This is a genomic window from Roseateles sp. PN1 (assembly GCF_038419725.1).
Taxonomy (GTDB): Bacteria; Pseudomonadota; Gammaproteobacteria; order Burkholderiales; family Burkholderiaceae_C; genus Paucibacter_A.
The window spans coordinates 129,213-143,929 of sequence record NZ_JBCARA010000006.1; the positions used below are offsets into that span (position 1 = coordinate 129,213).

Consider the following 14,717-nt stretch of genomic DNA (forward strand, 5'->3'; position numbering starts at 1 on the left):
GCCGATGGAAAGTAAACCGGCTGTTGTGACATTTGCCGCGGGCCGCTGCAGCCCTTGCTTGTTGGCTTTGATCGGGCTCACCACGCGCCGTGCTTTTTGGCGAGTTGTAACCAGACGTTTGGCCTGCGGCAAGTGTCGGGGCTTCGCGTCAGCTTGGCGCAAGCCGAGATTTCGCGCACGTGAAGAAATGCGCGGAGAGCGGTGGGGGCAAACACCTAGAGCATGCGGCGCAAAGACCGCTAGCTCTTGAAGTGAAGGGTTTACCCTTGACTGATGGGGGTCAGGTCATGCCTTCGCTTCGCGGACCCAGCCGGCCGCTGGTATCGCGGCTGGTCCTTCGTCAGCCACCCAACTCCTTCTGGAGTTGGGTGTGCGGACTCAGTCAATGCGTTGGCTTTTGAGCTGGAGGACGTCCATGGGTCGGATATCGCTGTCGCCTTGCGCCACATTGCCCCAGGCGCTGCGCAGATAGCTGGCCAGGGCGGCGAGTTCGGTGTCGTTCAGCACGCTGGCAAACGGCGGCATGCCGTAGGGGCGCGGATTGCCCGCCGTGGCCGGCGCGAAGCCGCCGCGCTGGATGATGCGCAGCAGATTGGCGGGATTGGCCATGGTGACGCTGCGGCTGCCGGCCAGCGCCGGGTAGGCGCCGGGCACGCCCTGGCCCTGGGCGCCATGGCAGGCGGCGCAATGCTGCTCGTAGAGCTGCGCGCCGGCCGCGCGTGCCGCGCCTGCCGAGGGCTCGGGCTTGCGGGTGGGCGGGTGGGGCGCCTCTTGCTGCGGCAAGCTTTGCAGATAGAGGGCCATGGCGCTGAGGTCGGCCTGCGAGAGGTATTGGGTGCTGCCCAGAATCACCTCGCTCATCGGTCCTAGGGCGCTGCCCTGCGTGCTGGTGCTGCTGCCGGTCTTGAGCCAAGCGCGCAAGTCTTCGGGTCGCCATTGCGCCACGCTGGCTTCGCTGCGCGCATGCAGCGACGGGGCATACCAGCCCAAAGCTGCCAACATGCCGCCGCTGAAGTCTTGTTGGCCGGCGGTGGCGCCTAGAGCGTTGCGTGGCGCGTGGCAGGCATTGCAGTGGCCCAGACCCTGAACCAGATAGGCGCCACGGTTCCACTCGGCACTTTGTTTGGTATCGGCCTGGTACACGGCGGGCCGGAAGTACAGCGCCCGCCATGCGGCCAGCGCCGGCTGGCTGCCGTAGGGGAAGCGCAGCTCATGCGGGCGATTGGCTAGGGGCGCGGCGGGCAGGCTGCGCAGATAGGCGTAGAGCGCGTCGGCATCCGCGCGGCTGACTAGGCTGTAGTTCGTGTAGGGGAAGGCGGGTGAGAGCAGGCGACCGTCGCGGCTGCGGCCGTTGTGCAGCGCGTTCCAGAAATCATCCGCTGACCATTGCCCCAGGCCGTGCTGCGTGTCCGGCGTCAGGTTAGGCCCGAACACGCTGCCAAAGGGCGTGGGAATGGGTCGCCCACCGGCATAGGCCGTGCCGCCACGCTGCGTGTGGCAGCCCATGCAATTGCCGGCCCGGGCCAGATAGGCGCCGCGCTCAATCAGGGCCGGCGTAATCGCCAGCGGCTTTGACGAGGGCTCGGCAGCGTCGGGCCGGTTCAGCAGCCAGATGGCGGCCGCCGCCACCATCGCAACGGCCAGCAGGAGCAAGACCAGCCCGCGCGCCCATCGCCAACTCACGGTGCGGCGGCTCATTGCAGCCCTCCGCAATCCATGGGCAGCGGCGCCGGGAGTGCCAGGGCGGGTTTAGCGCCGGCCGGCAGGGCTTGGGCGGCCAACCATTGGCTGACGGCGTTGATGTCCTCCAGCCGCAAGGTCTTGGCGATGGTGGCCATGCAGTCGGGTGCCACCGCCTGGCGCTGGCCACTGCGCCAGGCGCCGAGCTGGCCATTCAGATAGTCGCGCGGCAGGCCCAGCAGGCCGGGGATGAAGGGCTGCACGCCAGTGAGCTTGCTGCCGTGGCATTGCACGCAGGCCGGCAGCTTGCGCGCCGGGTCGCCCTTGAATACCAGTTGCTCGCCGCGCGCCAATTCAGCCGCACTCAAGCTGGCGGGCAGCGGGGGCGGATAGGGCAGGTCCAGCTGCGCGAAATAGCCGGCCAGCTCCAGCAAATAGGCATCGCTGAGCGGCGCCACCAGATCGCTCATCAAGCCGTAGTGGCGGCGCCCATCGCGGAAATTGAGCAGCTGCTTGTAGAGATAGCCCTGCGGCTTGCCGGCGATGCGCGGGTAGTAGCCATCGGCCGCGGCCCGGCCTTGCTTGCCGTGGCACAGGGTGCAGGCCTGCGCGCGTTGGGCGATGCTGTCTTCAAAGGGCGTGGCGGTGGGCCGGTTGGGGGCATCGGCCGTCGCTGCACTTGCTTGCAGCAAGGCCTGCCCGGCCAATAAGCAACTCAGCGCAGCGCGGGCCAGCCAGCCCGAAAACAGATGTGAAGTCATGCGGGCATTATCAGCAGCCGCCAGAGGTCGGGGAGTGGAGTGCCGGCGGCTTCGCGTTTGGCCACTTCGGCCCTGTCAATGCCCGGTGTCTGGTTCAGCGGTGGGCTTGGCCGCCCGGCTGCCAAAAATGGCCGAGCCAATCCGCACCATGCTGGCGCCTTCGGCGACGGCGGCTTCCAGATCGGCGCTCATGCCCATGGACAAGGTGTCGAGGGTCAGGTCTTGCTGCTCGGTTTGCAACTCTGCTTTCACTTGGGCCAGCAAAGCGGCCAAGGCGCGGTGTGGCTGGCGCTGCGCCTCAAACTCAGCGGCCGGCTCAGGCACCGCCATCAGGCCGCGCAAGCGCAGGCGCGGCAGGCCGGCCACGGCGCGGGCCAGGGCGGGGACTTCGGCCGGGCTGGCGCCGCTCTTACTGGCCTCGCCGCTGATATTGACTTGCAAGCAGATATTGAGCGGCGGCAGATGCGCCGGGCGTTGCTCGGACAGGCGCTGCGCGATCTTCAGCCGGTCCACGCTGTGCACCCAGTCAAAGTGTTCTGCTACCGGCTTGGTCTTATTGCTTTGCAGCGGGCCGATCAGATGCCACTCCAGCTGATCGCGCAAATCGGCCAGCGCGGCGATCTTGTCCAAGCCCTCTTGCACATAGTTTTCGCCAAAGCGGCGCTCGCCGGCGTCAAAGGCCTCGCGCACGTCCTCGGCCGGAAATGTCTTGCTCACCACCAGCAGCGTGACACTGTGCACATCCCGCCCGGCGGCATGGCAGGCTTGGGCAATGCGCTGATGTTGTTTTTGAATCCTGCTCGATATCGTCGCCATAATGGCCCGGCCCCTGCTTCACTCTAATTTCCACTGCGGACTGCCCTGTCATGGACATCACCCAACTGCTTGCATTCTCGGTCAAGAACAAGGCCTCGGACTTGCACCTCTCCGCCGGTTTGCCGCCGATGATTCGCGTTAATGGCGATGTGCGCCGCATCAATGTCGAGGCGCTGGAACACCGCCAAGTGCATGACATGGTGTACGACATCATGAATGACAGCCAGCGCAAGATTTACGAAGAATCGCTGGAAGTGGACTTCTCCTTCGAGATCCAAGGCCTGGCCCGTTTCCGCGTCAATGCCTTCAATCAGAACCGCGGTGCTGGCGCCGTGTTCCGGACCATTCCGAGCAAGATCCTCTCGCTGGAGCAGCTGAACGCGCCGAAGATTTTTGCCGAGCTGGCCCTGCGCCCGCGCGGCCTGGTGCTGGTGACCGGCCCGACCGGCTCGGGCAAGTCGACCACCCTGGCCGGCATGGTCAATCACCTGAACGAGAACGAGTACGGACACATCCTCACCATCGAGGACCCGATCGAGTTCGTGCACGAGTCCAAGAAGAGCCTGATCAACCAGCGCGAGGTGGGGCCGCACACCATGAGCTTCGCCAATGCGCTGAAGTCGGCGCTGCGTGAAGACCCGGACGCGGTGCTGGTGGGTGAAATGCGTGACCTGGAAACCATTCGCCTGGCGCTGACCGCGGCGGAAACCGGCCACTTGGTCTTCGGCACCCTGCACACCAGCTCGGCCGCCAAAACGGTGGACCGTATCGTTGACGTGTTCCCGGCGGCTGAAAAAGAGATGGTGCGGGCGATGGTGTCTGAGTCGCTGGTGGCGGTGATCTCGCAAACGCTGTGCAAGCTCAAAGACGGCTCGGGCCGGGTGGCGGCGCATGAAATCATGTTGGGCAACTCGGCCATCCGCAACTTGATCCGCGAGAACAAGGTGGCGCAGATGTACTCGGCCATCCAGACCGGCAATAACCAGGGCATGCAAACCCTGGACCAGAACCTGACCGATCTGGTGCGCCGCAACATCATCTCGCCCGCCGAGGCCCGCGCCAAGGCCAAGTTCCCGGACAACTTCCCGGGCTAAGGCGCGCAGGCAGAGCCATATTTTTCGCGGTGGGCAAGACGGCCCTCCACTCAAGCGCCCGCCGGCTCCGGCGGGCGTTTTTCCGGCGATACCCCGGCTTGACAGGGCTTAAAGTCTGCCGGTTCGCATCTTGCACCGGCGCAGAGGATTTCCATGGAACGTGACCAGGCCACCAAATTCATCAACGACTTGTTGCGCCTGATGCAGTCGCGCAAGGGTTCGGACTTGTTCCTCACCGCCGACTTCCCACCCGCCGTCAAGGTGGACGGCAAGGTCACCAAGGTCTCGCCCCAGCCGCTGACCGGCCAGCACACCTTGCAGCTGGCCCGCGCCATCATGAACGACAAGCAGGCGGCCGAGTTCGAGCGCAACAAGGAGTGCAACTTCGCCATCTCGCCGCAGGGCATTGGGCGCTTCCGCGTCAATGCCTTCCTGCAGCAAGGTTGCGTGGGCCTGGTGCTGCGGACCATTCCGGCCAGCCTGCCCAGCATCAGCTCGCTGGAGCTGCCCACCGTGCTGCGTGATGTGGTGCAGTTCAAGCGCGGTCTGGTGATCGTGGTTGGTGCCACCGGCTCGGGCAAGAGCACGACCTTGGCGGCCATGATCGATGAGCGCAACGAGACCACCTTCGGCCACATCATCACCATCGAAGACCCGGTCGAGTTTGTGCATCCGCACAAGAACTGCATCGTTAGCCAGCGCGAGGTCGGCATCGACACCGACAGCTGGGAGATGGCGCTGAAGAATTCGCTGCGCCAGGCGCCCGATGTGATCTTGATGGGCGAGTTGCGCGACCGCGAGACCATGGAGCACGCCGTGGCCTTTGCCGAAACCGGCCACCTCTGCATGGCCACCCTGCACGCCAATAGCGCCAACCAGGCCCTGGACCGCATCATCAACTTTTTCCCCGAAGAGCGCCGTGCGCAGCTTTTGATGGATTTGTCGCTGAATCTGCGCGCCCTGGTGTCGCAGCGCCTGCTGCCGCGCCGCGAAGGCAAGGGCCGGGTGGCGGCGGTGGAAATCTTGCTGAACTCGCCGCTGATCTCCGACCTGATCTTCAAGGGTGAGGTGGGCGAGATCAAGGAAATCATGAAGCGCTCGCGCGAGCAAGGCATGCAGACATTTGACCAAGCCCTGTTCGATCTGTACGAGCTGGGCAAGGTCACCTACGAAGACGCGCTGCGCAATGCCGATTCGGTCAACGACCTGCGCCTGCAGATCAAGCTCAATAGCGAGCGCGCGCGTTCCGGCGATATTGCCTCCGGCACCGAACATTTCACTATTCTGTAAACACCATGAACGCAGCCGCTCCGATTCGCAGTTACGAGACCACTCCCAGCCTCCAGGTCGCCTTTCTGGGCCTGGGCGTGATGGGCTACCCGATGGCAGGCCACTTGGCCCGCGCCGGCCACAGCGTGACGGTCTACAACCGCAGCACCGCCAAGGCCCAGGCCTGGGTGGCCGAGTACGGTGGCCGCGCCGCCGCCAACCCTGCACTTGCGGCAGCCGGGGCCGATATCGTGTTTGCCTGCGTGGGCAATGACGATGATTTGCGCGCCGTGGTGCTGGGCGAGCAAGGCGCGTTCAAAGGCATGAAGGCCGGTGCGATTTTTGTGGACCACACCACGGCTTCCGCCGAAGTGGCGCGTGAGCTGCACGCTGCGGCGCTGGCGCTGGGCCTGCACTTTGTGGACGCCCCGGTGTCCGGCGGCCAAGCGGGCGCGGTCAATGGCGCTTTGACGGTGATGTGCGGTGGTGACGCCGCGCCTTTCGAGCGCATTCAGCCGGTGACCTTGGCCATGGCCAAGGCGGTGACGCGGGTGGGCGAGTCAGGTGCCGGCCAACTGGCCAAGATGGTCAATCAGATTTGCATTGCCGGCCTGGTGCAGGGCTTGGCCGAGGCGATTGCCTTTGGTGAAAAAGCCGGCCTGGACATGAAGCAGGTGCTGGACGTGATCGGCAAAGGCGCCGCGCAAAGCTGGCAGATGGACAACCGTGGCAAGACCATGGTGGACAAGCAGTTCAACTTCGGCTTCGCCGTCGACTGGATGCGCAAAGACCTCGGTCTCGTGCTGGACGAAGCCCGCCGTAACGGCGCCCGCCTGCCGGTGACGGCCCTGGTGGACCAGTTCTATGCCGATGTGCAGGTGCAAGGCGGGCGGCGCTGGGATACCTCCAGCCTGATCACTCGCCTCGTTTAAGCATTGCCCTGAGGTTGGGGCGGGCTGCTGCCCGCCCAGTGTTCTGATTTGGGCTTACTTGGCCGGGGTCGCGTTGGACTTGGGCGTGATGCGCGCCAACTCGTCTTCGCTGATGATCTCAAAAGCCCGCACGACCTTTTTCACGCCGCTGACGCCACGCGTCAACTCAGCCGCGCGTTTGGATTCGCGCTCGGTGACACGGCCCATCAGGTAGACCACTTCGCGCTCCACCACCACGTAAAATGCGTTGGACAGCAGATCGGGTGCGTCCACCAGCGTGGCCTTGACCTTGCCCGCGATCACCAGATCGTTGGAGCGGCTGCCCAGCGAACTGGTGGGTGCCACCACCACTTCATTCAGCACGGTGCGCACGTTGTCGACCTTGCTGATCACGCTTTCCAACTTGGCCTTGTCTTCTTCCGTCGCCATCTCACCGGTCAGCAAAACCGTGCGGTTATAGCTGTTGATGCTGACGTGGGCGTTGCCGCCGAAGTTCTCGCGCAACTTGCTGGCTGCTTTGTACTCAATGCCTTGATCTTCCACTTGGGCGCCGGAGGTGCGACGGTCAGTCGCCACGAGTGCGCCGCCCACCATGGCGCCGCCAAGCATCAGCGGAGCGCAGCCGGTGCTGGCCAGGCCAGCGGCCAAGGCAGCAAAAACCAGGGCATAACGGGGAAGCAAAGCGTGCAGGCGTTTGGACATGGTGGGTGATTTCGGGGTCGTGGGTGAACGTTCAGGGGGAGACGAACTGCCGGTCTTGCGCGGGCTTTGGCGCGAGGTTTGGCGCTTACTCGCCGTCGCCCAGCAATTGCAAGTCAACCGCATCGCACAGGCAATGCGCCAGCAGGCGGTGCGATTCGGCCACCCGGGCCGGGCGGGAATGGGGGATGCGGATCTGCACATCGGTGTCTTGCAGCAGGCCGCGCAATTCGTCGGTCGTGCTGCCGGTGATGGCGATCACGCACATGTCCTGGGCATGCGCCGCTTCCAGCACCGGCGCCCAATGGCCAAGTTGGGCTTGGGCTGACTCAAACACCAGCAGCAGGTCGCCGGGGTGGCCCAGGCTTTGCACCTGGCGGCACAGGGCCGCGTCGGGGCTGCTGCCGTGGGCTTGGGCGTCCAGCGCCCAGGCGGCGAGGCCGGGGCGGTCTTGTTCGAAGCGGCCCACCAGCAAGGCGGCCATGTATTGCGCATCCAGGCTAGATAGCCCCAGGCCGCAACACAGCACCCGGCCGCCGCTGGTGATGCCATCGATCAGCATTTGCGCGGCTGTGGACAAGGGGCGGGAAAGGTTCTCGGCCGCTTGATACAGCAGGTCGGCGCTTTCGAAGAATTGTTGTTGGATGCGTTGCTCTAGCATGGGGCGGGATCATAAGGCTTCCCTGCAAACCCTCGATGCCTGCGCAGCTTGAGCCTGTAACGGACTATTGCCGGGCGCCGCCGCCTGGCGCTCGCAAGCGCGCGAATTCAGCCCGCATCAAACGCGGCCTTGAGCCACTCAACCTGCTCCCCGTCCATCGCCACGACATCGAAGCGGCAGGGCGGCGGCGTGGCCTGGCTGAGCAAGAAATGCTGAGCGGCGTAGATCAGCCGGCGCTGCTTGGCGGGGGTGACGCTGGCGGCCGCCCCGCCGTGCGAGGCATCGCAGCGGGAGCGCACTTCGATGAAGATCAAGGTGCCCGCGCTGTCTTGCATGATCAGATCGATTTCGCCGCCGCGCGCCCGCGGCCCAGCAGCGACCCGATAATTGCGCTGCACCAGGCGCAGGCCCTGGCGCAGCAGATGGTGCAAAGCGCGGTCCTCGGCCGCCTCGCCACGCGGCTTGGACAACTCAGACGAACTACTGGAAGCACTCCACTTGAACAACATTGCTGGCAATGCCTCCGTGTCATCGACGATGCTGGCCGCGGCCGCTGCTGCCGCAGGCGGCCAACAGTACCCCGCCTCCACACTCTATGTGCTGGCCACCCCGATTGGCAATCTGGCCGACCTGACTTTCCGCGCCGCGCATGTCCTCAGTCTGGTGGATGCGGTGGCTTGCGAAGACACCCGCGTCAGCGGCGGCCTTTTGCGCCATCTGGGCCTGCACAAGCCCTTGATCGCCCTGCATCAGCACAACGAGCACGAAGGCGCAGCGGGCCTGATCGCGCGCCTGCAGCAGGGCGAGCGCATTGCCTACATCAGCGATGCCGGCACGCCCGCCATCTCCGACCCCGGCGCGGTGCTGGTGGCGGCGGTAGCCGCGGCGGGTTTGCGCGTCTTCCCTGTGCCCGGCGTCAGCAGCACCGTGACCGCGCTGAGCGTGGCCGGCGATGCCCAGGCTCAGGGTTTCGAGTTTGCCGGCTTCTTGCCCACCAAAACGGCAGAGCGCCGCACGGCGCTGTCAGCCCTGTGCGCCAGCCCGCGCAGCCAGGTCTTGTTCGAAGCCCCGCACCGCATCAAGGCCTTGATCGCCTTGCTGGCCGAGCTGTGCCCGCTGCAAAAAGTGACCGTGTGCCGCGAGCTGACCAAGCAGTTTGAGACCGTCTACACCGCCCCCGCCGCCGATCTGCCGGCCTGGATGGAGGCCGACAGCCAGCGCGAGCGGGGCGAGTTTGTGCTGGTGCTGCACGCCATGAAGCCCGAGTCCGCGGCCGACAGCGATCTGCCCGCCGAGGCCTTGCGCGCCCTGCAAATTCTGGCGGCCGAGTTGCCGCTCAAGCAGGCCGTTGCCCTGGCCGCCGAAATCAGCGGCGCGCCGCGCAACAAGCTTTACGAGCTGGCGCTGGCGCAGAAAAAGGCCCGCGAAGATCAGGACGACTAAGAACTTATCTGTCAATAGCTGGGGTCGGCTGGCGGACAAGTTCTAAGCCCTATTCGCACTCATCCGGCCGGCCGCTGATTTGCGCGCGCCGCTGGCCGGCGCCAACTGGCCGGCTAGGCCCAGGCCGAAGGGCGGCATATTGACGTAGACGTTCTCGTAGCCGCCGGGTGAGACGGCATAGGTCTCATGCCAGATGCCCACCGTGCCGTCCGTGCCCACGGCCTTGTTGAAGGCGGCCCAAGCCGGCAGATGTTGCTGGTCGCGATTTTTGGCATAGGCCATCAGCTGGTCCATGGAGCGCCAGTACTGCACCATCAGCGTGGTGCGGGCGAACCACATCTCCGAATGCATCAGGCCCAGCTCCGGCTTTTGCTGCAACTCCCGCAGCATGCGCGGCATGGCGGAGGCGACCGGCCACCATTTGTGCAGCAGCCAAGGTTTGTTGATGCGCAGGCCGATCAGGAAGACGACGAAGTCGCCTTCCAAGCTGGCACACAGGCGTTCACGGTGAATCATGGGCTGACCTTGGCGTTGAGTTTGGCGCTGAGCTTGTTGCTAAGTGGCTGGGCGATGCCAGCAGTCTGCAGCGCAGGAATGCTCATGCGCAAGGCCTGGTCCAGGGGCGTGTGAGGCGGCGTGCCGATCAGGGCGCGCAGCTCGGTGTCCAGCAGCTGATGCGGGCGATCCCAGAGATAGCGCACTTCGGCCACGGCCCGCCAAGAGGGGATCACCAGCCCGCCCAGCTTCATCAAGCCCCAGGGCAGTTTGCGCACTTTCAAGCGCCGACCGCACAGCGCTTGCAGAGTGTCCAGCAAGACCTGACCCTCGACGGCATGGCCAGCGAAATGCAAGCGGTGGTGGCCGCGCAGCTGCGCCCGGCGCGCCGCCACCTGCACAAAGGCTTGTGCCAAGTCGGGCAGATAGGCCCAGGCATGGATGTGGGTCAGCGCGCCGGGGTAGACGAAAACGCCTTGGCTGAGCTTAGCTGTCAGCGCCAGATCGAACCAGGTGCCGCTGCCCGTGCCGCCAAAGAAATCGCCCGCGCGCAGCACCACCGAGTCCAGGCCTTGGGTCGCCGCAGCGGCCATTTGCGCTTCTAGCGCGATGCGCAGGCGGGCCTTTGGCGTGTCCGGTCGCTCAGGCGTGGCCAGCGGCAGCTGCGCCGGCAGTTCGCGGCCGAAGTTGTAGACATTGCCGGGCAGCATCAGCAAGGCGCCCAGGGCAAGGGCGGTGGACTGGGCGCTGGCCGCCAGCGGCGGCAGCAGTTCCTCCCAGCGGTGGTAGGGCGGGTTGAGGGCGTTGAGCACGACTTGGACCTCGCCGGCCGCCTGCTTGGCCAGCTGAAGGAGCGTGGCGCTGTCGGTGGCGTCACAGCGCAAGGCCTGGACTTGGGGCAGGGCCGTCAGCGTGGCCGGCAGGGGTTTGCGGGCCTGGGCCAGCACCTGCCAGCCGGCGTGGGCAAAAGCCTGGGCGAATGCCTGGCCGGCGCGGCCGGCGGCGCCGAGGATGAGGACGGTGTTCTTGCTCATGGCGAGCCTTTTTGGTTGGTCGATGGCAGCAGTGTGCGCAAAACCCAAGCTATGCAGAAGAGCCGTTATTGAATTGAAGATATGCATCAGTGAATTGATAATGCCTGCATGAATCAAGCCCTGGATTGGTCTTTGCTGCAGGTGTTTCTGGCCTTGGCGGAGGCCGGCTCGCTTAACCGGGCCGCCCCGCAGCTGGGGCAAAGCCAGCCCACGCTGAGCCGGCAATTGGCGGCGCTGGAGGCGGCTCTGGGCCAGACCCTGTTTGAGCGTCACGCCCGCGGCCTGCGCCTGACGGCGGCAGGCGAGGCCTTGCTGCCCGCGGCCCAGCGCATGCGCGAAGGCGCACGCGAACTCAGCTTGACGCTGGCCGCGCGCGATCAGTCCCTGGCCGGCACGGTGCGACTGACGGCCAGCGAGATCGTCAGCCATCACTTCCTGCCGCCGGTGCTGCTGGACTTGCGGCGCCAACACCCCGAGATCCAGATCGAGCTGGTGGCCAGCGACCAAGTGGCCAATCTGTTGGAGCGAAGCGCCGACATCGCCCTGCGCATGTTCCGCCCCGAGCAGCCCACCTTGGTGGCCCGCAAGCTGGGTGACTGGCCGCTGGGCTTTTACGTCCACCGCGACTACATCGCCCGCTACGGCCGGCCTGAGATGGGCAATTTGCTGACGCATCAATGGCTGGGCTATGACCAGTCTGACCTGATGCTGCGCGGCTTCGCGCAGGCGGGTTTTCAGCTCGGGCGCGAGTTCTTTGGCTTCCGCTGCGACAACCAGTTGGTGGCCTGGGAATGCATGCGCGCCGGCATGGGCATTGCGGTCGGCCCGCAGGCCTTGGCGGCCCGGGATGAAGCGCTGCAGCGCGTGCTGCCGGAGATTGCCGTGCCGCCGCTGCCCTTGTGGCTGACGGCGCACCGCGAACTGCGCGACACGCCGCGCCTGCGCCTGGTCTTCGATGCCTTGGCGCGGGCCTTTACCGGTGAAGTCAAAGGTCTTGAGCGCGCTTCTACAATGCCGGGATGATTTCGCGCGAACCTACTCTTGCCCGCCTGGTAACAGCCCGCAGCCAACTGCTTGAGCCTTATGGCCTGGGCGATGCCGTGCTCAGCAAGGCGCTGCGGCTGATCACCGAACACAAGGTCGATGATGCCGACCTATATTTCCAGACCACCCGTGCCGAGGGCTGGAGCTTGGAAGAGGGCATTGTCAAAAGCGGCAGCTTCAGCATCGACCAAGGCGTGGGCGTGCGCGCCGTCGCTGGCGAGAAGACCGCGTTTGCTTACTCGGACGATATCTCCGAGGCCGCCATTCTGGACGCCGCGCTGACGGTGCGTTCCATCGCCGCCGCCGGCCAAAGCCGCCGAGTCAAAGTGCCGTCCAGCCCAACGGTGGCCGGCAGCCGCGCGCTGTACGGCATGACCGACCCCATCGCCAGCCTGGACAGCGCCGAAAAGGTGGCCTTGCTGGAGCGCACCGAGCGCATGGCCCGCGCCAAGGACCCGCGCGTGGCGCAGGTGATGGCCGGTTTGGCCGCCGAACATGAGGTGATTCTGGTGGCCCGCGCCGACGGCACTTTGGCCGCCGACGTGCGCCCGCTGGTGCGATTGAGCGTGACGGTGATTGCCGAGAGCAATGGCCGCCGCGAAGTCGGCTCGGGCGGTGGTGGCGGGCGTTTCGGCCTGGCCTATTTCACCGACGAGATGATTGCCAGCTATGTCGAGCAAGCCGTCACCGCCGCGCTGACCAATCTGGAATCGCGCCCAGCCCCGGCCGGCGAGATGACCGTGGTGCTTGGCCCCGGCTGGCCCGGCGTCTTGCTGCACGAAGCCATCGGCCACGGCCTGGAAGGCGACTTCAACCGCAAGGGCTCCAGCGCCTTTGCTGGCCGCATCGGCCAACGCGTGGCGGCCAAGGGCGTCACGGTGCTGGACGACGGCACCTTGCCGGATCGCCGCGGCTCCATGAATGTGGACGATGAGGGCTGCGCCTCGCAGCGCAATGTGTTGATCGAAGACGGCATCCTGAAGGGCTATATCCAGGACGCAATGAATGCGCGCCTGATGAAGGTGGCGCCCACCGGCAACGGCCGCCGCGAAAGCTACGCCCATGTGCCCATGCCGCGCATGACCAACACCTATATGCTCGGCGGCGACAAGGATCCGCAGGAAATCATCGCCAGCATCAAGAAGGGCATTTACGCCAGCAACTTCGGTGGCGGCCAGGTGGACATCACATCCGGCAAGTTTGTCTTCTCGGCCAGCGAGGCCTTCTGGGTCGAGAACGGCAAGATCCAGTACCCCGTTAAGGGCGCCACCATCATCGGCAGCGGCCCTGAGGCGCTGACCCGCGTCACCATGATCGGCAACGATATGCAACTCGACACCGGTGTGGGCGTGTGCGGCAAAGAAGGCCAGAGCGTGCCTGTGGGCGTGGGCCAGCCCACGCTGCGCATTGACGGGCTGACCGTCGGCGGCACGGCCTGAGTGGCCTGTCATTCCGCCGTGCTACATTCAAGCCCATGAATTCGCGCTTCGCCTTTTTTAGCTTTTGGTATTTCTGCAACCGCACCGGCGGCGACAGAGGCGATAGCGTGAACCACAAGTAGCGCAGCGAATCTCAAGCAAACCGCCGGGCACCCAGCCCCAGGCGGTTTTTTTTCGTCCATCCTTCCCAAGAGAACGAACAAGCATGAATGCCAAGAACGCCAGCAAGCCCGTGGAAACCGAACGTTGGTACTCGCCGCAAGACAAGACCAGCCAGACCGATGACCAGCGCATCCGCGATGTGACGCCGCTGCCGCCGCCCGAGCATCTGATTCGCTTCTTCCCGATCAGCGGCACGCCGATGGAAAAGCTCATCAGCGGCACCCGCAAGCGCATCCGCGACATCATGAGCCGCAAGGACGACCGTCTGCTGATCGTCATCGGCCCCTGCTCCATTCACGACCCGGCAGCTGCCGTGGAGTACGCCCGCCGCTTGGCGGTGCAGCGCGAGAAGTACGCCGACACGCTGGAGATCGTGATGCGCGTCTACTTCGAAAAGCCCCGCACCACGGTGGGCTGGAAGGGCTTGATCAACGACCCCTACCTCGACGAGAGCTACCGCATCGACGAAGGCCTGCGCATCGCCCGCCAACTGTTGCTGGAGATCAACCGCATGGGCGTGCCGGCGGGTTCGGAATTCCTGGACGTGATCTCGCCCCAGTACATCGGGGACTTGATCAGCTGGGGCGCCATCGGCGCGCGCACCACCGAAAGCCAGGTGCACCGCGAGCTGGCCTCGGGCTTGTCGGCGCCCATCGGTTTCAAGAATGGCACCGACGGCAATATCAAGATCGCCACCGATGCGATCCAGGCCGCCGCGCGCCCGCACCACTTCTTGTCGGTGCACAAAAACGGCCAGGTCGCCATCGTCGAGACCAATGGCAATAAGGACTGCCACGTCATCCTACGCGGCGGCAACAAGGCGCCCAATTACGACGCCGAGAGCGTGGCCGCTGCCTGCAAAGAGCTGGCCGCTGCCAAGCTCGACACCACGTTGATGGTGGATTGCTCGCACGCCAACAGCTCCAAGCAGCATCAACGCCAGCTCGATGTGGCGCGCGATGTGGCCGCGCAGATGGGCGCGGGCAGCAAGAGCATCTTTGGACTGATGGTGGAAAGCCATTTGCATGACGGCGCGCAGAAGTTCAGCCCCGGCAAGGACGACCCCGCCAAGCTGGAATACGGCAAGAGCATCACCGACGCCTGCCTGGGTTGGGACGATTCGCTGGAAGTGCTGGAAGTGCTCAGCCAAGCGGTCAAGGCAAGTCGCGCCTGATACGGCAGAATCAA

General features: G+C 65.2%; 15 protein-coding genes. 7 read left to right on the forward strand and 8 right to left on the reverse strand.

All coding sequences use genetic code 11. The annotated features are described in order from the left end of the window. Positions 1 to 378 precede the first annotated feature (378 nt). From AABB87_RS11455 to AABB87_RS11465, 3 genes are all read right to left on the reverse strand, one after another. Positions 379 to 1,698, reverse strand: coding sequence for a cytochrome c (locus tag AABB87_RS11455; protein WP_341971367.1), 1,320 nt, complete (start codon positions 1,696 to 1,698; stop codon positions 379 to 381). Next, positions 1,695 to 2,441 (reverse strand): c-type cytochrome, encoded by a 747-nt coding sequence (locus AABB87_RS11460; protein ID WP_341971368.1) that lies wholly within the window; start codon positions 2,439 to 2,441, stop codon positions 1,695 to 1,697. The genes AABB87_RS11455 and AABB87_RS11460 overlap by 4 nt, the downstream gene beginning before the upstream one ends. A gap of 75 nt (positions 2,442 to 2,516) precedes the next feature. Further along, the gene (locus AABB87_RS11465; RefSeq protein ID WP_341971369.1) at positions 2,517 to 3,257 is read right to left on the reverse strand and encodes a YggS family pyridoxal phosphate-dependent enzyme; all 741 of its coding nucleotides are present in this window, start codon (positions 3,255 to 3,257) and stop codon (positions 2,517 to 2,519) included. Positions 3,258 to 3,307: 50 nt separating this feature from the next. On the opposite strand from AABB87_RS11465, the gene AABB87_RS11470 reads away from it, so the two are divergent. From AABB87_RS11470 to AABB87_RS11480, 3 genes are all read left to right on the forward strand, one after another. Continuing rightward, on the forward strand, positions 3,308 to 4,351 hold the full coding sequence (locus tag AABB87_RS11470; protein ID WP_058720827.1) for a type IV pilus twitching motility protein PilT: 1,044 nt from the start codon (positions 3,308 to 3,310) through the stop codon (positions 4,349 to 4,351). 153 nt (positions 4,352 to 4,504) lie between these two features. Continuing rightward, a complete protein-coding gene (locus tag AABB87_RS11475; protein WP_058720826.1) occupies positions 4,505 to 5,641 on the forward strand; it encodes a PilT/PilU family type 4a pilus ATPase in 1,137 nt (378 codons plus the stop codon). Positions 5,642 to 5,646: 5 nt separating this feature from the next. Further along, complete coding sequence (locus tag AABB87_RS11480) at positions 5,647 to 6,552, forward strand: NAD(P)-dependent oxidoreductase (RefSeq protein WP_341971370.1); 906 nt, start codon at positions 5,647 to 5,649, stop codon at positions 6,550 to 6,552. 54 nt (positions 6,553 to 6,606) lie between these two features. Here AABB87_RS11480 and AABB87_RS11485 read toward each other — a convergent pair whose 3' ends face one another. The 3 genes from AABB87_RS11485 to AABB87_RS11495 all read right to left on the reverse strand — a co-directional run bounded on the left by AABB87_RS11485 (position 6,607) and on the right by AABB87_RS11495 (position 8,421). Continuing rightward, complete coding sequence (locus AABB87_RS11485; RefSeq protein ID WP_341971371.1) at positions 6,607 to 7,254, reverse strand: BON domain-containing protein; 648 nt, start codon at positions 7,252 to 7,254, stop codon at positions 6,607 to 6,609. A gap of 85 nt (positions 7,255 to 7,339) precedes the next feature. Further along, positions 7,340 to 7,912 (reverse strand): SIS domain-containing protein, encoded by a 573-nt coding sequence (locus AABB87_RS11490; protein ID WP_058720823.1) that lies wholly within the window; start codon positions 7,910 to 7,912, stop codon positions 7,340 to 7,342. 107 nt (positions 7,913 to 8,019) lie between these two features. Continuing rightward, a complete protein-coding gene (locus AABB87_RS11495) occupies positions 8,020 to 8,421 on the reverse strand; it encodes a YraN family protein (RefSeq protein ID WP_341971373.1) in 402 nt (133 codons plus the stop codon). A 28-nt stretch (positions 8,422 to 8,449) separates the two neighbouring features. On the opposite strand from AABB87_RS11495, the gene rsmI reads away from it, so the two are divergent. Beyond that, positions 8,450 to 9,355, forward strand: coding sequence for a 16S rRNA (cytidine(1402)-2'-O)-methyltransferase (gene rsmI, locus AABB87_RS11500; protein WP_341971502.1), 906 nt, complete (start codon positions 8,450 to 8,452; stop codon positions 9,353 to 9,355). A 42-nt stretch (positions 9,356 to 9,397) separates the two neighbouring features. On the opposite strand, the gene AABB87_RS11505 is transcribed toward rsmI, so the two are convergent. Next, complete coding sequence (locus AABB87_RS11505; RefSeq protein WP_341971374.1) at positions 9,398 to 9,871, reverse strand: DUF4188 domain-containing protein; 474 nt, start codon at positions 9,869 to 9,871, stop codon at positions 9,398 to 9,400. Continuing rightward, on the reverse strand, positions 9,868 to 10,884 hold the full coding sequence (locus AABB87_RS11510) for an NAD-dependent epimerase/dehydratase family protein (RefSeq protein WP_341971376.1): 1,017 nt from the start codon (positions 10,882 to 10,884) through the stop codon (positions 9,868 to 9,870). The genes AABB87_RS11505 and AABB87_RS11510 overlap by 4 nt, the downstream gene beginning before the upstream one ends. A 108-nt stretch (positions 10,885 to 10,992) precedes the next feature. Here AABB87_RS11510 and AABB87_RS11515 point away from each other — a divergent pair, with 108 nt between their 5' ends. The 3 genes from AABB87_RS11515 to AABB87_RS11525 all read left to right on the forward strand — a co-directional run bounded on the left by AABB87_RS11515 (position 10,993) and on the right by AABB87_RS11525 (position 14,703). Next, positions 10,993 to 11,907, forward strand: coding sequence for a LysR family transcriptional regulator (locus AABB87_RS11515; RefSeq protein WP_341971377.1), 915 nt, complete (start codon positions 10,993 to 10,995; stop codon positions 11,905 to 11,907). Continuing rightward, the gene (gene tldD / locus AABB87_RS11520; protein ID WP_058720817.1) at positions 11,904 to 13,367 is read left to right on the forward strand and encodes a metalloprotease TldD; all 1,464 of its coding nucleotides are present in this window, start codon (positions 11,904 to 11,906) and stop codon (positions 13,365 to 13,367) included. Before AABB87_RS11515 ends, tldD begins: the two co-directional genes overlap by 4 nt. A 205-nt stretch (positions 13,368 to 13,572) precedes the next feature. Next, positions 13,573 to 14,703 (forward strand): 3-deoxy-7-phosphoheptulonate synthase, encoded by a 1,131-nt coding sequence (locus AABB87_RS11525; RefSeq protein WP_341971378.1) that lies wholly within the window; start codon positions 13,573 to 13,575, stop codon positions 14,701 to 14,703. Positions 14,704 to 14,717 lie beyond the last annotated feature (14 nt).